Origin of the sequence: Clostridium fessum (assembly GCF_003024715.1) — a bacterium.
Lineage (GTDB): Bacteria > Bacillota > Clostridia > Lachnospirales > Lachnospiraceae > Otoolea > Otoolea fessa.
In genome coordinates this window covers 496,595-519,983 of record NZ_PYLO01000001.1, presented here as the reverse complement: position 1 = coordinate 519,983, position 23,389 = coordinate 496,595, and the positions used below count along the sequence as shown (strand labels likewise).

Here is a 23,389-nt window from a genome sequence, read left to right as displayed (position 1 = left end):
AGAAATAACGGGCAGGAGGAAAAAGCGTGAAGCAATGGAAACGATACAAATCATATATACTGCCATATAAGAGCGCCTTTATTCTGGGACCGCTCATGATGGTAACGGAGGTGCTGGGTGAGATTCTGCTGCCCAAATTTATGTCGATGATTATTAACCATGGCGTGGCGCAGAAAGACGGCGGATACATTCTCAAAATGGGACTTGTGATGGCGATTACCTCCTTTTTGATGGCGGCAGGCGGCATTCTGGGGGCATATTTTGCAGCGAAGGCGTCGATTTCCTTTACCAGCGATCTGCGCCGCGACTTATTTGCCAGAGTGCAGCAGTTTTCATTTAAAAATATCGATACGTTCAGCACGGGATCGCTGGTAACCCGTCTGACGAACGATATCCAGCAGGTACAGAACCTGATTATGATGGGACTTCGGATGATGCTGCGCGCGCCGGGCATGTTCCTGGGGGCGCTTGTGATGGCATTCTGGATGAATGCGGAACTGGCAGCTGTCATCCTGGTGGTGATTCCGCTTCTGACGGCGGCGATCGTCTGGATCCTACGGACTGCCTACCCGCGGTTTACAGCCATGCAGAAAGCGCTGGATACGCTCAATAGCGGCATCCAGGAGGTGCTGACGAACGTGCGGGTGGTGAAATCCTTTGTGCGGGAAGACTACGAGGAAAAGCGGTTTGCCGACACGAACCGGGAGCTCAAGGAGGCAGGGCTGCGGGCGCTGAAGATCGTAATTGCGACGATGCCGGTCATGATGTTCGCGATGAATGTGACGACACTGGCAGTTGTCTGGTTCGGCGGAAACCTGATTATCGGCGGACGGATGGCGGTCGGGGATCTGACGGCATTTACGACCTACATTGTACAGATTCTGATGTCACTTATGATGCTCTCAATGGTATTTTTGCAGAGTTCCCGCGCGATGGCGTCCATCCGGCGAATCGATGAGGTGCTGGATGAGCCGATTGATCTGAGCGATGAAAATGCATCACAGAAGGACCGGAAGGTTGAGAAAGGACGCGTGGAATTTAAGGATGTTTCCTTTTCATACCGCGAAGGCGGTGAGCCGGTTCTATCCCACATCAGCCTGACGGCAGAGCCGGGAGAGACGATCGGCATCCTCGGTGCGACCGGAAGCGGAAAAACGTCGCTGGTACAGCTGATTCCCCGCCTCTATGATGTGACAGAGGGGAGTGTGCGGGTGGATGGTATCGATGTGCGGGAGTATTCCCTGAAAAATCTCCGGGACGGCGTTGGCATGGTTTTACAGAAAAACGTCCTGTTTTCCGGCACGATCGAGGAAAACCTGCGCTGGGGTGATGAGACGGCGACGGAGGAAGAAGTGCGGCGGGCAGCAGTGTATGCGCAGGCAGATTCCTTTGTGAATTCGTTTGCCGAAGGCTACAAAACGGAGATGGGACAGGGCGGCGTCAATGTATCTGGCGGTCAGAAACAACGGCTGTGCATCGCAAGGGCACTCTTAAAGAAGCCGAAGATCCTGATTCTCGACGACAGCACCAGTGCGGTCGATACGGCAACGGAGGCGGCGATCCGGACGGCATTCCGGGAAGATTTGAAAGATACGACGAAATTTATTATCGCACAGCGGCTGAGTTCGCTGGAATACGCGGATCGGATTCTCGTCCTTGAGGACGGCAGGATTATCGGAGAGGGAACACAGGAGAAGCTGCTGGCATCCTGTGAGGCGTACCGGGAGATCTATGAGACGCAATATGGAAAACGGGCAGACGGGGAGGGGATGGCATGATGGATGAAAAACAGATTGAAAGCCTGAAACGCCGATATGGCAGCCGCATAGCCGACGCGCCGAAACGCCGCCGGGGACCGGAACGGATGGCGGTCATGAAGGGCGGAAAGCCCAAGGCGGGCGGTCAGACGATGCTGCGCCTGCTTTCATACTTAAAACGCGACCGGATGGCGATGACAGCCGCCTTTTTCTGTGTGATCCTGGGGACGGTGACGAATCTGGTGGGCGCCTATATGCTGCGCCCGATCATCAATCGGTATATTGTGCCTTTAGATGGCAGCCGGGGCGATGTGGCGGGGCTGTTCCGTTCCCTGTGCGTGATGGGAGCGGTTTATTTAGTCAGCGTTGCCGCTTCCTATATGCAGTCGCGCATTATGCTGCAGGTGGCGCAAAACGCGCTGCAGCGGCTGCGGGAAGAGCTGTTTAACCATATGCAGACGCTTCCGCTTCGGTTTTATGATACCGGCAGCAACGGCGATCTGATGAGCCGTTTTACAAACGATGTGGATACGATCGGCATGATGCTCAGCAGTACGCTGGTGCAGCTTTTATCCGGCGCACTCAGTATTGTGGGAACGCTGGTGCTGATGATTTACACGAACGTGTGGCTGACGGTGATTACGCTTGCCATGATGCCGGTGATGCTGCGTGCCGGTAAATTTGTTGCCGGACGGAGCCAGAAATATTTCTCTGCCCAGCAGGCGGCGCTTGGCGCGATGAACGGCTATATTGAGGAGACCGTGCAGGGGCAGAAGGTCGTCAAGGTATTCTGCCATGAGGAGATCGCAGAGGAAGAATTTGGATGGCTCAATGCGGATCTGAAAGAAAAACAGATCCGGGCGCAGTTTTTCGGCGGTGTGATGGGACCGGTCATGAACAATTTAAGCCAGTTAAATTATGGACTGACAGCCTGCATTGGCGGTCTGCTCTGTGTGTTCCGGAACTTTGATGTCGGTGGACTGACCGTATTTTTAGGTTTTTCGCGGCAATTTTCCAGACCGATCAACGAGCTTTCCATGCAGGTTGGAAACGTATTTTCGGCGCTGGCAGGCGCGGAGCGCGTGTTTGCAGTGCTGGATGCAGAACCAGAGGCGGCAGATGCGTCGGATGCGGTTTCGATCGCGCCGATCCGCGGTGAGGTGGTGCTTGACCATGTGACTTTCGGCTATGAGCCGGGGCAGGTGATTTTGAAGGATATTTCGCTCTATGCGAAGCCGGGACAGAAGATCGCCTTTGTCGGTTCGACGGGAGCCGGAAAAACGACGATCACGAATCTGATCAACCGTTTTTATGATATACAGGGCGGCTCGATCACGGTGGACGGCGTCGATGTCCGCCGGATGCACCGGAAGGAGCTGCGGGAAAATATCGCGATGGTTCTGCAGGATACGCATCTTTTTACCGGCACGGTACGGGAAAATATTCGATACGGGCGGCTGGATGCCACGGATGAAGAAGTTGTTGAGGCGGCAAAAACGGCATCGGCGCATTCCTTTATCATGCGTCTGCCGGATGGGTATGACACGATGCTGGAGGGCGACGGTGCAAACTTAAGCCAGGGACAGCGCCAGCTATTAAACATTGCGCGGGCAGCAGTTTCTAAAGCACCGATCCTGATTCTGGATGAGGCGACGAGTTCGGTCGATACGCGGACGGAGAAGCACATCGAGCACGGCATGGACCGGCTGATGGCGGACCGGACGACCTTTGTCATCGCCCACCGGCTTTCGACAGTCCGCAACGCCAATGCGATCATGGTGCTGGAGCACGGGCAGATCATTGAGCGCGGCGACCATGAAGATCTGCTGGCGCAGAAAGGGCGGTATTTTGAGCTGTATACCGGAATGAAGGAGCTGGAATAAGGCTTTCGTTGAGAATTAAATGAGAATTTGTTTCCTGTACGCGTGAACTCACCTATATTGAAAAACGGATGGATCTAGTGTATAATGGGAACACTTGAAATTTTTAAGTAAAATCGGATCGCGTAAGCTGGAAAATAGAGCCGGATCCGTGGCAAATTTTGTACCGTTAGGAGGAATATCTATGAGTATCCGAGTTGGAATTTTAGGATATGGAAATCTGGGACGCGGCGTGGAGTGTGCGATCCGCCAGAATCCGGATATGGAACTGAGAGCAGTATTTACACGGCGTGCGCCGGAAACGGTTAAGATCCTGACCGAGGGCGTACCGGTTTATCATGTAGATGAGGCAGAGGCGAAGAAAGACGAGATTGACGTTTTGATTCTCTGCGGCGGTTCAGCAACGGATCTGCCGATCCAGACCCCGAAATATGCACAGTGGTTTAACGTAGTGGACAGCTTCGATACACATGCAAAGATTCCGGAGCATTTCGCAGCAGTCGATGAGTCCGCACAGAAATCCGGCAAGGTCGGTATCATTTCCGTTGGCTGGGATCCGGGTATGTTCTCCCTGAACCGTCTCTATGCAGCTGCCTGCCTGCCGGAGGGCGAAAATTATACGTTTTGGGGCAAGGGCGTCAGCCAGGGACATTCCGATGCGATCCGCCGGATCGAGGGCGTCAAGGATGCCAGACAGTACACAATCCCGGTTGAGAGTGCACTGGAGGCAGTCAGAAGCGGCAGCAGCCCAGAGCTGACCACCCGTGAAAAACACACCAGAGAGTGCTTTGTTGTGGCAGAAGAGGGCGCGGATCTGGCAAAGATCGAGAACGAGATCAAGACCATGCCGAACTACTTCTCTGATTATGACACGACGGTTCATTTTATTACTGAAGAAGAACTGAAACGCGACCACAACCGTCTCCCGCACGGCGGTTTCGTACTCCGCAGCGGCAAGACCGGCTGGAACAAAGAGAACCACCATATCATCGAGTACAGCTTAAAGCTGGATTCCAACCCGGAATTTACTTCCTCCATCATCGTGGCATACGCACGCGCGGCATACAAGATGAACCAGGAAGGCCAGAAGGGCTGCAAGACCGTCTTTGATGTGGCACCGGCGTATCTGTCGGCAGAGAGTGGGGCAGATCTGCGGAAGAAGTATCTGTAATAATTTCAAATTTTCCTTTCAACTTGTATTGTCGCTTAAAATGAAGTAAAATGTAAGACAGATTGGCATGATTTGTACCTGCGCAGCACTGGCAAAATCCGTTAAAGTCCGCGCAATGAGTGAACGTAACTTTACGTTTGCGGGAGCTGGCGGGTAGGAGAAAAGCGAAAATACATACAGGAAGGACAATATACGATGAATAAATGGAAAAAATCCGTGCGTTCCCTCTGCCTGGGAATGGCACTTATGATGTCTGTGTCATGGACGGCATTTGCTGCGACAGACGGGGCGACCGGTCCGGGACAGGCGGCAGGAGGCACGGTCTCCGGCGCAGTTCCTTCGGGAGCAACGGTTACTTCACAGAATGCAGCTCAGCCGACGGTGGCAGCGCAGGGCGCAGTGCTCTATGATGCGACGCACAACCAGTTCCTGTTTTCCAAGAATGCGGATACGCAGTATTATCCAGCCAGCATCACGAAGCTGATGACGGCGCTTCTGGTAGCGGAAAACTGTAATCTGAGTGATACGGTAACCTTTTCCCAGACGGCAGTTTCGAATCTGGAATCGGGCGCGGTGACGTTGCAGGTCAAGGCGGGCGATACCTTTACGGTTAAGGACTGTCTCTATGGTCTGCTTTTAAAATCGGCAAATGAGGTGGCAAACGGACTGGCGGAGCATGTGTCCGGCAGTGTCAGCGCGTTTGCGGATAAGATGAATGAGAAAGCAGCGTCCTTAGGATGCACGCATACGCATTTTGCAAATCCGAATGGTCTGAACAATGCAAACCATTTTACAACCGCACATGATATGGCGCTGATTGCAAATGCTGCATTCAATAATGCGACGGTGCGTCAGGTTGCATCGACCCTGCATTACGATTTCCCGGCGACTGCCAGCGTGCCGACGGTGCGGACGCTTACGATTGGACATAAGATGCTCAATCCGGCAAATTCCCAGTACTATGAGGGAATCATAGGCGGAAAGACCGGTTATACCTCCCTGGCAGGCAACACGCTGGTAACGTGTGCAGAGCGAAATGGCGTGCGCCTGATTGCAGTTATTTTAAAGAGTTCGCAGACCCATTATGACGATACGAAGAAGCTGCTGGACTATGGTTTTGCAGTGGCGGGAAGCGCATCCGGCACACCGGCTGGCACGAACACCTCGGTATCGGATGCGGCGAACAACGGTACGTCAAATTCCAGCAAGCCGTCCGGCAATACGACCAGCACAAATACCTCGTCTTCCGGCAGTCAGGGCGGACCGGGTAGCTCTGGAGCTGGCAATACAGCTGCTCAGGGCGACGGTGCGTGGCAGCAGTTTGGAAATGAATGGAAATACCTGAAAGCAAACGGAACCTACGCGGCAAATGAGAGTCTACTGATCAAGGGAGAGACATACTATTTCCATGCGGATGCGTGGATGGCGCGTGACTGGCAGATGGTAGACGGCTCCTGGCATTATTATTATACCGAAAGCGGGGCTATGGCGAAGAGCCGCTGGATTCAGACGAATGGATACTGGTATTATGTGAGTGCTGACGGAGCATTGTTTGTCAATGGAACGACACCGGACGGATATAGAGTCGATGCGAATGGTGTCTGGATTCAGAAATAAAGAAGAGAATAAAACGGAGCCGACCGGCAGAAAAGACCGGGGCGGCTCCGTTTTTCACAGCTCTGCGGTCGCAAAAAGACCGGCGGCATAGCTGGCAGATGGGGGTGATGTTATTATAGTGTGATCAATTCATACTCCCGGCTTCCCAGACCGATCTTCTCCGCGTGTGCCAGGCAGCTTTTCCACTCAGATTCTGGTGTGGAATTTGTGAAATGGTCATGGTGATCGTGGAAATCCGGATCAGCAAGATGTTTTGCAAGCTGGCTGCCCGGCATCGGAGCAGCGGCCAGACAGGCGTCCACACAGGCCTGATCGAGTGCCAGCGGATCGAAAGAAGCAAACATACCAAGATTTGGAAGGATCGGTACGTCATTTTCACCGTGGCAGTCGCAGTTCGGGGAGACGTCAACGACCAGGGAAATATGGAAGTTTGGACGTCCATCCACAACGGCTTTTGTGTATTCCGCCATACGGCAGTTTAACAGCTCGTTGGCTGCGTTGTTGTCAAATTCGATTGCGTCAAAATTGCAGGCGCCGAGACACCGTCCGCAGCCGACGCAGTGCTCAGCATCCACGTGCATTTTTCTGGAGGCTTCATCGAAAACGAGACCGCCGTTGGCACATTCCTTCTGACAGCGGCGGCAGCCCCGGCAGAGCTTTTCCTTGACGTGTGGTTTTCCACTGCTGTGCTGATCGGTCTTACCGGCGCGAGAACCGCAGCCCATGCCGATATTTTTGATCGTACCGCCGAAGCCGGTCATCTCATGTCCCTTGAAATGGGTCAGGCTGATAAAGACATCGGCGTCCATGACGGCGCGGCCGATCTTAGCTTCTTTGATGTATTCGCCTCCGGCCACCGGAACAGCGATGTCATCGGTGCCTTTTAATCCATCACCGATGATGATTGGACATCCAACAGTCAACGGGGTAAATCCGTTTTCCCAGGCGCATTCCAGGTGCTCGAGCGCATTCTTGCGGCTGCCTGGATACATCGTATTGCAGTCTGTTAAAAATGGTTTGCCGCCCAGCTCTTTGATGACATCAACAACGGCTTTGGCATAATTCGGACGCAGATAACTGATATTTCCAAGTTCACCAAAGTGCATCTTGATAGCGACAAATTTACCATCCATATCGATGGAACCGATCCCGGCTTTACGGATCAGTTTTTTTAATTTGGTAGGGAGACCGTCGCCAAATGCAATGGTGTGGAAATCTGTAAAATATACCTTTGCTTTTTCGTTTTTTGACATATGAATACCTCCTGATAGATGGCTTTTTTTGATTTTTTTCTCAGTCGAGAAGACGCCCACCTCTTTAGGTGGCGAGTAATAGTAAAGTGATAAAAATATCAATTCTATTATACCGGAATCGGGTGGATGTGTCAAAAATTTACTTTTCTTTTTAATGTAGTTCCTATATAATAGGAAAATACGGAAAAAGCAGATTTCAGCTGCAGGGGGATTCTGGCAAGATACCTGTATCTGGAAACCTGCTTTTGAAAATACGAGGGGACTTGTCTGCATAGAAGGGACAGTGACCCGGGCAGGAGATGACAGTATGAGAAATGCACCGGTTATCTATATCGTGGTGCCTTGCTACAACGAAGAGGAAGTTCTGCCATTGACGGCAGAATTTTTAGGTAAAAAATTAGATGATTTAACCCGCAGCCGCCGGATTCATCCGGGAAGCCGGGTGCTGATGGTAGACGACGGTTCGAAGGATAGAACATGGAAGCTGATCGAGGAACTCCATGAGAAGGACGAGCGGTTTGCAGGTGTGAAGCTGAGCCGCAACCGCGGTCATCAGAACGCGCTTTTAGCCGGGCTTTTTGAGGCGGCGAGACGGCGGTGTGACGCGGCGATCTCGATGGATGCCGATCTGCAGGATGATGTGGACGCATGCGACGCGATGATCGAGCGGTATATGGCTGGCTGTGACATCGTGTACGGTGTGCGCCGTCACAGGGCGACGGATACATTTTTTAAGCGTACAACTGCGCTGGGATTTTATAAGATTATGAATGCGCTGGGAGCGAACACCGTGTATAATCATGCGGATTACCGCCTGATGAGCCGGAGGGCACTGGAAGGGCTGGCGGAATTTTCGGAGGTCAATCTGTTTCTGCGCGGGATTGTCCCGATGATCGGTTATCCGTCCGATGTGGTATATTATGACCGTAAAGAGCGGGCAGCAGGGGAGAGCAAATATCCGCTGAAAAAGATGCTGGCTTTTGCGATCGAGGGCATCACTTCGCTGAGCACAAAGCCGATCCGGATGATTACGTTCATGGGAATTGCGGCATTTTTTGTCAGTATTGGATTCCTTATCTGGGCGGTGGTTGATTTCTTCCGGGGCAATACGATCACCGGCTGGGCGAGCATGATGGTATCGCTCTGGTTTATCGGCGGACTGCTTCTTCTCTCGGTCGGAATCGTCGGAGAGTATGTCGGAAAGATTTATCTGGAGTCGAAGCACCGCCCGCGCTATATCATTGAGAGCCGCACGCCGGATCGCATCCGCGAGCGTGAGAAAGGGCGCAGCCGGAAACAGGAGATGCCAGGAGAAAATTTGCGCCGCAGCCGTGCAGAAGCACGGGAACTCCAGACATCAAAAAGAAGAGAAGCTGTGCAAAAACCGGAGCAGGAGTGAAATAGCTCTAAAAAATAGCTCTTAAAAATTCAGGAAACACTTGACAAACCCGGAAAATGGGTGTATCTTCATAAACAAATAATTCCTATCAGGAATAAGGGAATATAAGCTGAAAGGGGACAGGTCCGATGCGTCAGAGTAAAGCCATGCAGATGAATATGATGATGAACGGCATGTGTATGATGTGCTGTCATATTTGTGTGCATGAAAGACGGAACGGGCTGGTCGGATAGACCTGTAAGTATAGCATAGGAAGCCGCGATCCGTACTGGATTCGCGGCTTTTTTGTGTCATAGGAAATTCCTTGGAATTCCTTATGACACAAAAAGGCACTAACTGCTTCCTGTGACAGAAAAACAGTAGTGGCATCTTTTATGCGACAGGGTATCAATGCTGTATATTCGAAAAAGAGAGGGGAAAAGACAATGGAGCAGAGAAAGAAAGCGATCATCTGCCTGGAAGGACTGGGAAAGCAATTCCAGACAACGAACGGAACGGTGACCGCGTTAGATGATATTAACCTGGAAATCCTGCAAGGTGAGATTTTTGGAATTATCGGTCTGTCGGGTGCGGGAAAGAGTACGCTGGTCCGGTGTATCAATTATCTGGAGACACCGACGGCGGGACGGGTTATTTTTGAGGGACAGAACCTGTCGATGATGAAGGAGTCGGAGATTCGGAAAGCCAGACAGTCGATGGGGATGATTTTCCAGCAGTTCAATCTTCTGGCACAGAGAAATGTACTCCAGAATGTGTGCTTTCCGATGGAGATTGCCGGTGTCCCGAAAGCAGAGGCGAAGAAACGGGCGGCTGAGCTTTTAAAATTAGTCGGTCTGGAAGAACGGATGAAGGCATATCCGGCACAGCTCTCCGGCGGACAGAAGCAGCGTGTGGCGATTGCACGTGCGATGTCCACGAACCCGAAGGTGCTGCTTTGCGATGAGGCGACGAGTGCGCTCGACCCGAATACGACAAAATCGATTTTGGAGCTTCTCAAGAAGATTAACCGCGAACTCGGCATTACTGTGATCGTGATTACCCATGAGATGGCGGTGATTGAGTCTATCTGTGACCGTGTGGCGATCATCGACCACAGCCACATTGCAGAGTCTGGCAAGGTATCAGAGATTTTCTCCGGTCCGAAGTCGGAGATTGGGCGGCAGCTGATTCTAGGAGAGACGGCAGGGCAGAAGACAAGCTTTGCCAGAGCGCGCCAGATCCGCGTTATTTTCAATGGACAGGAATCTTCGGAGCCAATTATTTCTAATATGGTATTAGCCTGCAAGGTTCCGGTCAATATCCTTCTCGCGGATACCCACGATATTGGGGGCAAGGCGATGGGACAGATGCTTCTGCAGCTCCCGGAGGACGAGGTAGATGCAGGGCGTATCTGCAATTATTTAAAAACGGTCGGTGTGACCTATGAGGAGGTGCGCTAAGATGGTATTTGATGCGAAGACAGTCAGTATGCTGGTAAAAGAGACCTGGAGAACCTTATATATGGTAGGTCTTTCTTCCCTGATTTCTTATTTGATCGGCATCCCGCTCGGCGTGGCGCTGGTTGTAACCGATAAAGACGGCATTCGTCCGGTGCCGCTGTTCAACAAAGTGGCGGGCGTGATTGTCAACCTGCTCCGTTCGGTGCCGTTTATCATCCTGTTAGCGATGGTAATGCCGCTGACCCGCGCGATCGTGGGAAAGACGATCGGAGCAAATGCGGCAGTTGTACCGCTGGTAATCGCGGCGTTCCCGTATATCAGCCGTATGGTAGAGGCATCGTTAAAGGAAATTGATGCAGGCGTGATAGAAGCAGCAAAATCAATGGGCGCTTCGACCTGGCAGATTATTTTCAAGGTGCTGCTTCCGGAGTCCAAGCCGTCCCTGTTAGTTGGCGCGGCGATTTCGATCACGACGATCCTCGGATATTCCGCGATGGCAGGCTGCGTCGGTGCCGGTGGTCTGGGCGATGTGGCGATCCGATATGGATACCACCGTTATCAGGCAGATATGATGCTGGTTACCGTTGTGATTCTGGTTATTATCGCACAGCTGATTCAGGAGATCTTTACGCGGAGTTCGAGAAGAAGTGATAAGAGAATCCGTTAATAAGATATTTACAGAAATGAAATGCAGCCTATCGTCTGTGGCAGATGCAGGACATTTCTGAAATATAAATTTAAAGGAACTGTTTAAACACACAAAGAGGAGGAAATCACTATGAAAAAATCATTCTTAGGAACCACATTCCTGGCACTGCTGGCAGCTGCATCCTTAGCAGGCTGCTCTTCCAGCTCGAATGAGACAACTGCTGAGACCGCTGCAGAGGCAGCAGAGGAGACTACCGCAGAGGCTAAAGAGGCAGACGGCGATCTGGAGAAGCTGGTAGTAGGCGCAAGCCCGGCACCGCATGCTGAGATCCTGGAAGCTGCAAGAGACCTTCTGGCAGACAAGGGCTACGATCTGAAGATCGTAGAGTATACTGATTATGTACAGCCGAACAACGCACTGGAGTCCGGCGATCTGGATGCAAACTACTTCCAGCACAAACCATATCTGGATACCTTCAATGAGGAGAATGGCACTCACCTGGTAAGTGCAGGTGCAATCCATTATGAGCCATTCGGCATCTACGCAGGCAAGAGCGATTCTTTAGATGAGCTGGCTGACGGCGCAGAGGTTCTGGTGCCAAACGATGTAACCAACGAGGCAAGAGCACTTCTGCTTCTTCAGGATCAGGGTCTTCTGACACTGAAAGAGGATGCAGGTCTGACCGCAACTATCAATGATATTACGGAGAACCCGAAGAACCTGGATATCGTAGAACTTGAGGCAGCACAGCTTCCGCGTTCCTTACAGGATGCTGATATTGCAGTTATCAACGGCAACTACGCAATCGAGGCTGGTTTAAAGGTAACCGATGCTCTGGCAGTAGAGGCTTCTGACTCTCTGGCAGCCCAGACATACGGAAATGTTGTAGCAGTCCGTGAGGGTGACGAGGAGAGCAACAAGACAAAAGCTCTGATGGAAGTCCTGACAAGCGATGATATCAAAGAATTTATCGAGACGAAGTACGATGGAGCGGTTGTTCCGCTGTTTTAATTGACGGCAGGGACCTGATTACAGCAACGAAATTGGGAAGAGGCGGATGCTTTGCGGTGAAAACCGCAGGCGGAGGTCTCTTCTTTCAATTTATGGGAATGTGCGTCAGATGAAAAATGTTTTGCGTGAATTTTTTTAAATCATGTGATAGAATAAGAAAAAGATAAAGGTGACAGGCGGGTGATAAGAATGGAAATTCATATACAGAACAGGAAAAAGGGCTTTACGCTGGCGGAGCTTTTGGTAGTCGTTGCGATAGTTTCCATTTTAACTGCAATTTCTATTCCTATTTTTACCAGGCAGCTGGAGACCAGCCGGGAGGCCACGGATCTTGCCAATGTCCGTTCTGCATATGCAGAGGTTATGGCAGCGGTCATGATTGAGGATACAGAGAATGAAGTGAAGGTTGTAAAGCTGAAGCAGAAAAAAGAAAAATGGCAGTCGCATGACCCGGTGACGATAGGTGGAGTGATGCATTATAATGATCAGGGTGATACGGCCAACTGGATTGGTTATCCGGTTCCGGGTGGGGAGTGTGAAGTTTCCTATCGGCCGGATTCGGGAGTGCTTTTTAACTGGAAAAGCGGAAAGGGTACAGGCGGTTCGGAACAGAAATACGCGTTTAATATCAATTGCGATGTACATGCGCCCTTGAATGACAGCGGCATATTGGAAATGCTGGGTGATAACAACAATTTTGAAATTGATTCCAACTGTACAAAATCCAATATGCTTCCCAAGATACAGGCGAAGATTGAGGAGGACAGCCTGTTAAAAAAGGGAACCTGGGCCTATCTGGGAGATGCAAAGGATAAGTCGAAGCGATATTTATTTTGGACATCTGTAGATATATCCTCAGATTCGGTTGGTGCAGGAAAGAAGATACCGGTTATTATCAGTACAGCAGATGGAAGGTTTTATATTTCAGAAACAACTACCGCTATGCGAGTGAATAAAGCTGGTAATTATATAGCAATCGCCGGTCATCTGACTCCAACACAGTATAAGGAATATCTTTCGAAGGATAAAAAGTATGAGAATCTGCAGGAGGCATATGATGCATACGCAAAGCTGGTGACAGATGGGACGTATCCACAGTATAAGGATACGCTGCCGAAGTAGGGGCTGTGCGGCTGTTACAGCGGGGCGTCTTTAAAGTGGGAGAAGCCAGGGCATATGTTACTGTTCACGCATACGTGCCCAGTAACGGGCATATATCATTTACCAACCTGTGCCGAAAACCTTGACATTTTCCTAAAAAACCTCTATGATAACAAGGAACTGAAAAATGAAAGGCAGTGAAGAAGAGGAGTACACATAGAAGCCCTGACAGAGAGAACCGCGCAGGTTGAGAGACGGTTCCGGGAAACGGATGTGGAAGGTAGCTTCGGAGCCGGATTTCTGAAAAACTGCGTTCTGCTATGACTTAGGAATGGTGTGAAAGAGAGTGGTGGATAAGAGATCCCGGGAGTTCCCGTTATAGAATCAAGAGGATTGGGATAAAATCTGGATGTGTGCAAAGAAAACACCGGCAGATGGAAATCCTGATTGAATTAAGGTGGTACCGCGTATATGACGCCCTTTGCAGATGATATGTCTGCAAGGGGCTTTTTCATTTCATAGGAAATTACGTCCTATGAAATGAAAAACGCTCCGCGAGGATGCGCGCTCGCGCGAAGCAGAAACATGTCGCAAGCGACCGCGCTCGGCGCGAGAATGTGCCAAGGCACATTCTTTTTCATAGGAAACGCGCTCCGGAAAGGACAAAACAGATGAAAAAACAAGGTCCGCTGACAAGCTGTGACACGTGCGGCAATTATGTCTATGACGATGATTATGGGTATTATCTGTGCGAGGCAGATCTGGATGAGGACGAGATGGCGGCATTTTTAAGCAGCCAGCGTTTTGTCTGCCCGTACTACCAGACGGATGATGAGTATAAGATTGTCCGGAAACAGATGTAAGAAACTGCATCGGAAATTACACGAAATGAAGGTAAACAAGATGCGGTTCATGATAGAATGCAGGGATAAACAGCATTTGATGAGTTAAAACGCAAAAGGAGAATCGATCAATGAAAGAACTGGAAAAGACATATAATCCGGCGGATATTGAAGATCGCCTGTATCAGAAATGGCTGGACAGCAAATATTTCCACGCCGATGCAGAGCGCGGACGCAGAAACGGTAAGAAGCCGTTCACGATTGTGATGCCGCCGCCAAACATTACCGGACAGCTTCATATGGGACATGCGCTGGATAACACCATGCAGGATATCCTGATCCGTTACAAGAGAATGCAGGGCTATGAGGCACTGTGGCAGCCGGGTACCGACCATGCGGCGATCGCAACGGAGGTTAAGGTTATCAACAAGCTGAAAGAGCAGGGCATTGACAAGCATGATCTGGGTCGTGAGGGCTTCCTGGAGAAAGCATGGGAGTGGAAAGAAGAGTACGGCAGCCGCATCGTAAAACAGCTTCACAAGCTGGGTTCCTCCGCTGACTGGGACCGCGAGCGTTTCACGATGGACGAGGGCTGTTCCGAGGCGGTTCTGGAAGTATTTACCAGACTGTATGAAAAAGGTTATATTTACAAGGGATCCCGTATCATCAACTGGTGCCCGGTCTGCCAGACTTCCATTTCGGATGCCGAGGTAGAGCATGAGGAGCAGGACGGCTTTTTCTGGCACATCAATTACCCGATCGTCGGCGAAGAGGGACGTTTCGTCGAGATCGCAACCACCCGTCCGGAGACGCTGTTAGGCGATACTGCGGTAGCTGTCAACCCGGAGGATGAGCGCTACAAGGATATCGTAGGCAAGATGTTAAAACTGCCGCTGACCGACCGAGAGATTCCGGTCATCGCGGATGAGTATGTAGATAAAGAGTTCGGTACCGGCTGCGTAAAGATCACACCGGCACATGACCCGAACGACTTTGAGGTAGGAAAACGCCACAACCTGGAAGAGATCTGCATCATGAATGACGATGCAACCATCAGCGTACCGGGCAAATATCAGGGCATGGACCGCTACGAGGCGAGAAAAGCCATGGTAGAGGATCTGAAGGAAATGGGACTTTTAGTCAAAGTCGTTCCGCATTCCCACAACGTAGGTACCCACGACCGCTGCGGCACAACCGTAGAACCGATGGTAAAACCGCAGTGGTTTGTCAAGATGGAAGAGATGGCGAAACCGGCGGTAGAGGCACTTAAATCCGGCAGACTTAAATTCGTTCCGGAGAGCTTTGGAAAGACCTATCTGCACTGGCTTGAGGGCATCCGTGACTGGTGTATTTCCCGTCAGCTCTGGTGGGGACACCGGATTCCGGCATATTATTGTGATGACTGCGGCGAGATGACCGTTGCCAAGAACGCACCGGCGGTATGCCCGAAATGCGGCGGCACCCATCTGCATCAGGATGAGGACACGCTGGATACCTGGTTCTCTTCCGCCCTGTGGCCGTTCTCCACGCTCGGCTGGCCGAAGGACACACCGGAATATGAATATTTCTATCCGACCGACGTGCTGGTAACCGGATACGATATCATTTTCTTCTGGGTTATCCGTATGGTATTCTCCGGTCTGGAGCAGACTGGCAAAGAGCCGTTCCACACCGTCCTGATCCACGGTCTGGTACGTGATTCTCAGGGACGTAAGATGAGTAAATCCCTTGGAAATGGTATCGATCCGCTGGAGGTTATCGACAAGTACGGCGCCGATGCACTCCGTATGACCCTGATGACCGGTAACGCACCGGGCAACGATATGCGTTTCTACTGGGAGCGTGTAGAAGCAAGTCGCAACTTTGCAAACAAGGTGTGGAATGCATCCCGTTTCATCATGATGAACATTGAGAAAGCGCCGGTAACGGATGTAAAACTTTCTGACCTGCAGATGGCTGACCGCTGGATCCTCTCCAAGGTCAACACGCTGGCAAAAGATGTCACCGAGAACATGGATAAGTACGAGCTGGGAATCGCCCTCCAGAAGGTTTATGATTTCATCTGGGAGGAATTCTGTGACTGGTACATTGAGATGGTAAAACCGAGACTCTGGTCCGAGGAGGATACCACCAAGGCAGCTGCACTCTGGACCCTGAAAACGGTTCTGATCCAGTCCTTGAAACTGCTGCATCCATATATGCCGTTTATTACCGAGGAAATCTTCTGCAACCTGCAGGATGAGGAACCGTCCATCATGATTTCTTCCTGGCCGGTCTACAAGGATGAGTGGAACTTTGCAGAGGAAGAGAAGGCAGTTGAGACGATCAAGGATGCAGTCCGCGCGATCCGCGGTGTCCGCACATCCATGAACGTACCGCCGAGCAAGAAGGCAAAAGTATACGTTGTATCTGAAGATCCGGAAGTTCTGTCCATCTTCGAGCACAGCCGCGTCTTCTTTGCAACTCTTGGCTATGCGAGCGATGTTATTCTTCAGAAGGACAAGAGCGGAATCGCAGACGATGCTGTATCGGCTGTGACTGCAAAGGCAACCATCTATATGCCGTTTGCAGAGTTAGTTGATCTGGACAAAGAGATCGAACGCCTCAGCAAGGAAGAAGAGAAGCTGAAAAAAGAGCTTGCCCGTTCCGAGGGTATGTTAAGCAATGAAAAGTTCGTCAGCCGCGCACCGGAGGCAAAGATTGCCGAAGAGCGCGAGAAGCTGGAGAAATACCGCCAGATGATGGCACAGGTACAGGAGCGCCTGGCACAGCTGCGGAAATAGTTGAATATGAAGTAAAAGGCAGGATCGAGAGATCCGCCTGATGCGTGAAATAAGCCGATGTGTATGGGGAAAACTATATGCATTGGCTTATTTGCAAAGAAAGAACCGAAATTATTCTGTTTTTATTTATATGGGCGAATGCCTTTGAAGAGAGAAAGGAGATTATTTTTTTATCCTCGAACGAGGATAATTGGATGATACGAGATATTATGGAGATAAGAACAGCGACAATAGCAGATCTGGCTCAGATTGCAGCCGTGGAAGCAGAATGCTTTCCGGCAGCGGAAGCCGCAACGAAAGAGGAGTTTGAGGAGAGAATTAAGTATTATGGAAATCATTTCTGGCTCATGTTTGAAGGCGAAAAGCTGATTGCGTTTGTGGACGGCTTCGTCACAGACAAGCCGGATCTGACGGATGAGATGTACGAACGGGCAGAAATGCACGATGAAAACGGCGCATGGCAGATGATTTTTGGTGTCAATACGATCCCGGCATACCGGAAACATGGCTATGCGGGACAGTTGCTCCAGTGCGCCATCGAGGATGCCAGAAAACAGGGGAGGAAGGGACTTGTGTTGACGTGCAAGGAAAAATTGATAGCCTATTATGCCAAGTTTGGATTTGTGAATGAGGGGATCTCGGAATCGGTGCATGGAAACGTGATCTGGTATCAGATGCGGTATAAGTTTTAAATTTAAGAAGAAATACGTGATTGCCCGCAAATACTAATAATACTTATTATAGGAATCGAAATGGCGTTTTTAATAGAAGTGTGATAAGATACAAGTATCAGAATTAAAAATGAGACGCCATTTCGATTTTTTGTAATTGTTTGCAACAAGCATTACAAATTCTTTTCCATCTTTCTGCGTGTATCTTTTGCGTGTGTTTTATATGCATAACGGGCATCGGAAGCAGGCTGCACGGGATTGGGTGAAAAAGGGTCAAAAGGGGCGTCCGCAAACAGGAGGGGTTAGAGAAAACATGAAATCATTGCAGGCGCGTTATCTGGATCGACTGGCAGAGCTTTACCCGACGATTGCAGCGGCATCGACGGAGATCATCAATCTGGAATCGATCTTAAATCTGCCGAAAGGAACGGAACATTTCCTGACCGATATCCATGGGGAATACGAGGCATTTTCTCATGTATTGAAAAATGGTTCCGGTTCCGTCAAGCGAAAGATTGACGATGTATTTGGAAATACCCTGAGCCGTCAGGATAAGCAGTCACTGGCAACCCTTATTTACTATCCGGCGGAGAAAATGAGCCGGATTCTGCAGACGGAGAAGAACCCGGATGACTGGTATAAGATCACACTCTATCGTCTGATTGCGGTCTGCCGCCGGGCAGCGAGCAAGTACACGCGTTCGAAGATCCGCAAGGCGCTTCCGAAGGAATTTGCCTATGTGCTGGAAGAACTTCTGACTGAGCGCGGTGATCTGCAGGACAAGGAATCCTACTACGATGCCATCGTCCAGACGATTGTCCGTGTGGGACGGGCGAAAGCCTTTATTATAGCGCTAAGCGAGCTGATTCAGCGCCTGACGGTCGATCATCTTCATATCGTAGGCGATATCTATGACAGGGGTCCGGGACCGCATATCATCATGGACAAGATGATGACCTATCACTCGATTGATGTCCAGTGGGGCAATCACGATGTGCTCTGGATGGGCGCGGCAGCGGGACAGATGGGCTGTATTGCAAACGCAATCCGTATCTGCGCGAGATATGGAAACCTGGATATTTTGGAGGATGGTTACGGCATCAACCTTCTTCCATTGGCAACCTTTGCGATCAATACATATGGGGATGACCCGTGCACCTGCTTCCAGTTGAAGGGCAGTGACTCTTACAGTGCGTCTGAGCGCGAGATGAACCAGAAGATGCACAAGGCGATCTCGATCATCCAGTTCAAGGCGGAAGGGCAGATCATCAAGCGCCATCCGGAATTTGGTCTGGAGAAACGAAATCTTCTGCATCATATTGATTTTGAACGCGGCGTTCTGGAAATGGATGGCAAAGAGTACAAGATGCTCGATATGAATTTCCCGACGGTGGATCCGAAGGATCCATATGCATTTACACCGGAAGAAGCGGATATCATGGAACGTCTGGAACGTGCGTTCATGAACTGCGAGAAGCTGCAGCAGCATATGAAGTTTCTGCTGGCGAAGGGAAGTCTCTATAAAGTATACAACAATAACCTTCTCTACCATGGCTGCGTTCCGTTAAATAAGGACGGTACCTTCAAGGAGGTAGAGATCTACGGCAAGCAATATAAGGGAAAGGCGCTGTACGATATTTTGGACAATTATGTCCGCAAGGGGTTTGTCGCGGTCGATAAGGCAGAGCGGGAAAAAGGCAGGGATATGATGTGGTATATCTGGCTGAATGAAAATTCCCCGCTGTTCGGCAAGGACAAGATGGCAACGTTTGAACGCTATTTTCTGGCAGAAAAAGAGACACATAAAGAAGTAAAAAATCCGTATTACGATATGCTGGAAAATGAGGAAGTGCTTGACCGCATTCTCCGTGAATTCGGTCTGGAGCCGGAGGGCGCGCACATCATCAACGGTCACGTCCCGGTCAAATCCAAAGACGGCGAGAGCCCGCTCAAATGCGGCGGTAAGCTTCTCGTCATCGACGGTGGTTTCTCAAGGGCATATCAGAAAGAAACCGGTATCGCGGGGTATACGCTGATTTACAACTCCTACGGTCTGATTCTGGCAGCGCACGATCCGTTTGAGTCCACCGAGGCGGCGATCGAGAAGGAGAGTGATATCCACTCCGAGAGCCGTATGGTCAAATGGGTGCCGGAGCGCAAGTGCGTCGGGGATACCGATATCGGACGGGAACTGAAAGAGAAGATCAAGGATCTGGAAAAATTGCTGAATGCGTACTATAGCGGTGCTATAGCAGAAAAATTTACGCGATAGCGATTTGAGAACGAAATCTTAAATAAAGATAAAATGGAAAATCGCTCAACCCGGAAGAGGGAAGAGCGATTTTTTGTGAATGCTATAGTATTATTTCGTACCAAAAATCCGATCCCCTGCATCCCCCAGACCTGGGCAGATGTAAGCGTTTTCATTCAGGCAGCGATCGACATGACCGACATAGATCTGGACATCCGGATGTGCCTCATGCAGTCTCTTTAATCCTTCCGGAGCAGCGATGATTGCCATGAATTTGATGTTCTTTCCGCCGCGTGCTTTGATAAAGTCGATTGCCTCCACTGCGGAACCGCCGGTTGCCAGCATCGGGTCGGTGACAACGATGGTACGCAGTTCGATCGGGGTTGGCAGCTTGCAGTAGTATTCGTGCGGCTCATGGGTTGTCTCGTCGCGGTAGAGTCCGATGTGACCAACCTTTGCGGACGGAACGAGTGCCAGAATACCATTTACCATACCGAGACCGGCACGTAAGATCGGGACAACGGCAAGTTTTTTACCAGCCAGCATCGGAGTGCTGCAGGTTTCGATCGGAGTTTCTACTTCCTGATCTTCCAGCGGAAGATCGCGAAGCGCTTCATAGCCCATCAGCATCGCAATCTCATCGGTCAGGGAACGGAATTCGTTGGTTCCGGTGTTCTTGTTGCGGAGGAGCGAGATCTTGTGCTGAATCAACGGGTGGTCGAGAATTGTTACATTTTTCATATTCATAACCTGCCTTTTCTTGAATTTTGATGATGAACGTTTTTTCGTAACGGTGCATAGCGCAGACCGCTTGCGAATTTTGTGCTATCTTCATGCCGTCATTTCCCAAAATCTGTATACATATGTGAAATGTATCGCCCTGATGGCATATTTTCTTTAATTATACACCGAATTGTACAGATTGAACAGTCTGTTTTATGATGTATTTTGTTCACAAGCATCGGTAAAGTTACTGTTCCCGGGTAGGCACTTTTGGAACTGAAAGTGCCGTAAGAAAACGTGGTGGCAGCAGGAATTTGCCGTATTTAAATGCGAAGCCACGGCAAATTCCGTTACTGGGCACGTATGCGTGAACAGTAACTCGGTAAAAGGGCGGTTTGTCATGAAGTAGTGCAGAGCATTTGTAAAAGAATGCAGGTGCTTTTATATGTTTATTAGAATAAAAAATAATACCAGTATTATATATAAGCAATACTTCTGAAAACAAATCAATAAATCTAACTGGAAATGAGAATAGAATGTGGTAAAATATAAAGTAGTGAATTATTGCACAACAATGAAGGAGGAAGCTTTGCCATTATGAAGACTGTATCGATAGCAGAGGAACTGAAAAACAATTCTTATCCGGGACGCGGAATTATCATTGGACGGACGCCGGACGGAAAGAAGGCGGTTACGGCATACTTTATCATGGGAAGAAGCGAGAACAGCCGCAACCGTGTGTTTGTAGAAGAAGGTGAGGGCATCCGCACACAGGCATTTGATCCGGCGAAGCTGGAAGATCCGAGTCTGATTATCTATGCACCGGTCCGTGTGCTGGGAAATAAAACGATCGTGACCAACGGCGATCAGACTGATACGATTTATGAGGGAATGGATCGCCAGATGACCTTTGAGCAGTCCCTCAGAAGCCGCGAGTTTGAGCCGGATGCGCCGAACTACACACCTCGTATTTCCGGTATCCTGCATATCGAGGATGGCGGTTACAACTATGCGCTGTCGATTCTGAAATCCAACGACGGCAATCCGGATTCCTGCCATCGTTATACATATGCGTATGAGAAGCCGGTTGCAGGCGAGGGACATTTCATCCACACCTATATGCACGACGGCAATCCGCTTCCGAGCTTCGAGGGTGAGCCGAAAAAGATCGAGATTCCGGACAGCCTGGATGAGTTTGTAGCGACACTCTGGGAGAATCTGAACCCGGATAATAAGGTATCTCTGTTTGTGCGCTATATTGATATTGCGACCAGAGAGACACAGACGAAGATCATTAACAAAAATAAGTAGGAACAGACTGGAAAATAGTTAAAAAAGTCAAAAACCGTCTGAAAATGAAAACAGGTCAGAAACAAAATTGTTTATCTCAGTCGAGAAGACTCCCACCTCATCAGGTGGTAAGTAATAGCAAGTTTGTCTCAGTGGGAGTCCATTCTCCGACTGAGATAAACGCTCCGCGAGGATGCGCAGTGATTCTGTAAAGAATATGTCAGCTTCGCTGACCAGAATCACGCGCCAAGTCTCACGGACGTTCGACTTGAAACAGCATTTGAATCATGCGTTTAAATGGGTATACAGGAGGAATGAAGATGAACGAACTTGAGTTAAAATATGGATGCAACCCGAACCAGAAACCGTCCCGCATTTTTATGGCGGACGGCAGTGAGCTTCCGATCAAGGTACTTTGCGGCAAACCGGGATATATCAATTTCCTGGATGCGTTCAATGGCTGGCAGCTGGTAAGAGAACTGAAAGAGGCAACTGGGCTTCCGGCGGCAACTTCTTTTAAACATGTTTCGCCGGCAGGTGCAGCGGTAGGACTTCCGTTAGACGAGACGATGCGTAAGATTTACTGGGTCGATGATATGGGAGACTTATCTCCGCTTGCGTGTGCATATGCCAGAGCACGAGGTGCAGACCGCATGTCTTCCTTCGGCGATTTTATTTCTCTGTCGGATGTCTGCGATGCAGATACGGCGCGCATCATCAAGAGAGAAGTATCGGATGGCGTGATTGCTCCGGGATATACCAAGGAGGCTCTGGAGATTCTGGAATCAAAGAAAAATGGCAAGTACAATGTCATTGAAATCGATCCGGATTATGTACCAGCTCCGGTGGAGCGCAAACAGGTATTTGGCGTGACCTTTGAGCAGGGTAGAAATAATCTGGCAATCAACCGTGAGCTGCTGGAGAATATCGTGACTGAGAATAAAGAGCTGCCGGATAACGCGAAGATCGACATGATCGTATCTTTGATTACCCTGAAATATACACAGTCCAACTCTGTCTGCTACGTGAAGGATGGACAGGCGATCGGTATCGGCGCAGGTCAGCAGTCCCGTGTACATTGTACCCGTCTGGCAGGTCAGAAAGCCGACAACTGGTATCTGCGCCAATCTCCGCAGGTGTTAAATCTTCAGTTTGTGGATGGAATCAAGCGTGCAGACCGCGACAATGCGATCGATGTTTATATCGGAGAAGAATATATGGATGTGCTGGAAGAGGGCGCATGGCAGAAAATTTTCAAGGTAAAACCGCCGGTATTTACCCGTGAGGAAAAACGCGCATGGCTGGACGGCATGAAGGGTGTAACCATTGGTTCTGATGCATTCTTCCCATTTGGCGACAACATTGAGCGCGCGCACAAGAGCGGCGTTCAGTACATCGCACAGCCGGGCGGATCGGTTCGTGATGACAATGTAATCGAGGTTTGCAATAAATATGGCATTGTAATGGCATTTACGGGAATCCGTCTGTTCCATCATTAATGAAAAAGGGCGTGTGAAAAAACTCTCGTTTTTTCACACGCCCTTTTTATTTC

Annotated in this window: 17 protein-coding genes and 1 other annotated feature; of the genes, 15 read left to right on the top strand and 2 right to left on the bottom strand. The window is 50.0% G+C overall.

The window, feature by feature from the left end; genetic code table 11:
• Positions 1 to 26 precede the first annotated feature (26 nt).
• From C7U56_RS02435 to C7U56_RS02420, 4 genes are all read left to right on the top strand, one after another.
• Positions 27 to 1,778, top strand: a complete 1,752-nt coding sequence (locus C7U56_RS02435) for an ABC transporter ATP-binding protein (RefSeq protein ID WP_267895291.1) — start codon at positions 27 to 29, stop codon at positions 1,776 to 1,778.
• Positions 1,775 to 3,640: an ABC transporter ATP-binding protein gene (locus C7U56_RS02430; protein ID WP_106999992.1), complete on the top strand. Its 1,866-nt coding sequence runs from the start codon at positions 1,775 to 1,777 to the stop codon at positions 3,638 to 3,640. The genes C7U56_RS02435 and C7U56_RS02430 overlap by 4 nt, the downstream gene beginning before the upstream one ends.
• A gap of 181 nt (positions 3,641 to 3,821) precedes the next feature.
• Entirely contained in the window at positions 3,822 to 4,808 is a 987-nt protein-coding gene (locus C7U56_RS02425; RefSeq protein ID WP_106999991.1) for a diaminopimelate dehydrogenase, read from the top strand.
• Between the two features lie 195 nt (positions 4,809 to 5,003).
• Positions 5,004 to 6,425 carry a D-alanyl-D-alanine carboxypeptidase family protein gene (locus tag C7U56_RS02420; RefSeq protein WP_106999990.1) on the top strand — a complete coding sequence of 474 codons (1,422 nt, stop codon included), beginning with the start codon at positions 5,004 to 5,006 and terminating at the stop codon, positions 6,423 to 6,425.
• A 113-nt stretch (positions 6,426 to 6,538) separates the two neighbouring features.
• Here C7U56_RS02420 and C7U56_RS02415 read toward each other — a convergent pair whose 3' ends face one another.
• Positions 6,539 to 7,678, bottom strand: a complete 1,140-nt coding sequence (locus tag C7U56_RS02415; protein WP_106999989.1) for a DUF362 domain-containing protein — start codon at positions 7,676 to 7,678, stop codon at positions 6,539 to 6,541.
• A 307-nt stretch (positions 7,679 to 7,985) separates the two neighbouring features.
• On the opposite strand from C7U56_RS02415, the gene C7U56_RS02410 reads away from it, so the two are divergent.
• The 9 genes from C7U56_RS02410 to C7U56_RS02365 all read left to right on the top strand — a co-directional run bounded on the left by C7U56_RS02410 (position 7,986) and on the right by C7U56_RS02365 (position 19,845).
• Positions 7,986 to 9,077, top strand: coding sequence for a glycosyltransferase family 2 protein (locus tag C7U56_RS02410; protein ID WP_106999988.1), 1,092 nt, complete (start codon positions 7,986 to 7,988; stop codon positions 9,075 to 9,077).
• A gap of 425 nt (positions 9,078 to 9,502) precedes the next feature.
• Positions 9,503 to 10,516 carry a methionine ABC transporter ATP-binding protein gene (locus C7U56_RS02405; protein ID WP_106999987.1) on the top strand — a complete coding sequence of 338 codons (1,014 nt, stop codon included), beginning with the start codon at positions 9,503 to 9,505 and terminating at the stop codon, positions 10,514 to 10,516.
• A gap of 1 nt (position 10,517) precedes the next feature.
• Positions 10,518 to 11,183, top strand: coding sequence for a methionine ABC transporter permease (locus C7U56_RS02400; RefSeq protein WP_022358729.1), 666 nt, complete (start codon positions 10,518 to 10,520; stop codon positions 11,181 to 11,183).
• Between the two features lie 111 nt (positions 11,184 to 11,294).
• Positions 11,295 to 12,176 carry a MetQ/NlpA family ABC transporter substrate-binding protein gene (locus C7U56_RS02390; protein ID WP_106999986.1) on the top strand — a complete coding sequence of 294 codons (882 nt, stop codon included), beginning with the start codon at positions 11,295 to 11,297 and terminating at the stop codon, positions 12,174 to 12,176.
• A gap of 189 nt (positions 12,177 to 12,365) precedes the next feature.
• Entirely contained in the window at positions 12,366 to 13,298 is a 933-nt protein-coding gene (locus tag C7U56_RS02385; RefSeq protein ID WP_233430154.1) for a type IV pilin protein, read from the top strand.
• 167 nt (positions 13,299 to 13,465) lie between these two features.
• Positions 13,466 to 13,762 (top strand) — a binding site (T-box leader).
• 186 nt (positions 13,763 to 13,948) lie between these two features.
• The gene (locus C7U56_RS02380; protein ID WP_107000412.1) at positions 13,949 to 14,140 is read left to right on the top strand and encodes a DUF6472 family protein; all 192 of its coding nucleotides are present in this window, start codon (positions 13,949 to 13,951) and stop codon (positions 14,138 to 14,140) included.
• A gap of 110 nt (positions 14,141 to 14,250) precedes the next feature.
• Positions 14,251 to 16,902 (top strand): valine--tRNA ligase, encoded by a 2,652-nt coding sequence (locus tag C7U56_RS02375; RefSeq protein WP_106999985.1) that lies wholly within the window; start codon positions 14,251 to 14,253, stop codon positions 16,900 to 16,902.
• Between the two features lie 209 nt (positions 16,903 to 17,111).
• Positions 17,112 to 17,594: a GNAT family N-acetyltransferase gene (locus tag C7U56_RS02370; RefSeq protein ID WP_107000411.1), complete on the top strand. Its 483-nt coding sequence runs from the start codon at positions 17,112 to 17,114 to the stop codon at positions 17,592 to 17,594.
• A gap of 292 nt (positions 17,595 to 17,886) precedes the next feature.
• The gene (locus C7U56_RS02365) at positions 17,887 to 19,845 is read left to right on the top strand and encodes a fructose-1,6-bisphosphatase (RefSeq protein ID WP_106999984.1); all 1,959 of its coding nucleotides are present in this window, start codon (positions 17,887 to 17,889) and stop codon (positions 19,843 to 19,845) included.
• 90 nt (positions 19,846 to 19,935) lie between these two features.
• On the opposite strand, the gene upp is transcribed toward C7U56_RS02365, so the two are convergent.
• Positions 19,936 to 20,565: a uracil phosphoribosyltransferase gene (gene upp, locus C7U56_RS02360; RefSeq protein WP_022358719.1), complete on the bottom strand. Its 630-nt coding sequence runs from the start codon at positions 20,563 to 20,565 to the stop codon at positions 19,936 to 19,938.
• A gap of 579 nt (positions 20,566 to 21,144) precedes the next feature.
• Between upp and C7U56_RS02355 the strand changes: the two genes are divergently transcribed.
• On the top strand, positions 21,145 to 21,858 hold the full coding sequence (locus tag C7U56_RS02355; RefSeq protein ID WP_106999983.1) for an IMP cyclohydrolase: 714 nt from the start codon (positions 21,145 to 21,147) through the stop codon (positions 21,856 to 21,858).
• A gap of 299 nt (positions 21,859 to 22,157) precedes the next feature.
• Entirely contained in the window at positions 22,158 to 23,336 is a 1,179-nt protein-coding gene (locus tag C7U56_RS02350; protein WP_106999982.1) for a phosphoribosylaminoimidazolecarboxamide formyltransferase, read from the top strand.
• The last annotated feature ends 53 nt before the right edge of the window (positions 23,337 to 23,389 follow it).

Coding starts and splice junctions, on each gene's coding strand:
- C7U56_RS02430 (WP_106999992.1), top strand. CDS start 1,775: ATGATGGATGAAAAACAGATTGAAAGCCTGAAACGCCGATATGGCAGC.
- C7U56_RS02425 (WP_106999991.1), top strand. CDS start 3,822: ATGAGTATCCGAGTTGGAATTTTAGGATATGGAAATCTGGGACGCGGC.
- C7U56_RS02420 (WP_106999990.1), top strand. CDS start 5,004: ATGAATAAATGGAAAAAATCCGTGCGTTCCCTCTGCCTGGGAATGGCA.
- C7U56_RS02415 (WP_106999989.1), bottom strand. CDS start 7,678: ATGTCAAAAAACGAAAAAGCAAAGGTATATTTTACAGATTTCCACACC.
- C7U56_RS02410 (WP_106999988.1), top strand. CDS start 7,986: ATGAGAAATGCACCGGTTATCTATATCGTGGTGCCTTGCTACAACGAA.
- C7U56_RS02405 (WP_106999987.1), top strand. CDS start 9,503: ATGGAGCAGAGAAAGAAAGCGATCATCTGCCTGGAAGGACTGGGAAAG.
- C7U56_RS02400 (WP_022358729.1), top strand. CDS start 10,518: ATGGTATTTGATGCGAAGACAGTCAGTATGCTGGTAAAAGAGACCTGG.
- C7U56_RS02390 (WP_106999986.1), top strand. CDS start 11,295: ATGAAAAAATCATTCTTAGGAACCACATTCCTGGCACTGCTGGCAGCT.
- C7U56_RS02385 (WP_233430154.1), top strand. CDS start 12,366: ATGGAAATTCATATACAGAACAGGAAAAAGGGCTTTACGCTGGCGGAG.
- C7U56_RS02380 (WP_107000412.1), top strand. CDS start 13,949: ATGAAAAAACAAGGTCCGCTGACAAGCTGTGACACGTGCGGCAATTAT.
- C7U56_RS02375 (WP_106999985.1), top strand. CDS start 14,251: ATGAAAGAACTGGAAAAGACATATAATCCGGCGGATATTGAAGATCGC.
- C7U56_RS02370 (WP_107000411.1), top strand. CDS start 17,112: ATGGAGATAAGAACAGCGACAATAGCAGATCTGGCTCAGATTGCAGCC.
- C7U56_RS02365 (WP_106999984.1), top strand. CDS start 17,887: ATGAAATCATTGCAGGCGCGTTATCTGGATCGACTGGCAGAGCTTTAC.
- upp (WP_022358719.1), bottom strand. CDS start 20,565: ATGAAAAATGTAACAATTCTCGACCACCCGTTGATTCAGCACAAGATC.
- C7U56_RS02355 (WP_106999983.1), top strand. CDS start 21,145: ATGAAGACTGTATCGATAGCAGAGGAACTGAAAAACAATTCTTATCCG.
- C7U56_RS02350 (WP_106999982.1), top strand. CDS start 22,158: ATGAACGAACTTGAGTTAAAATATGGATGCAACCCGAACCAGAAACCG.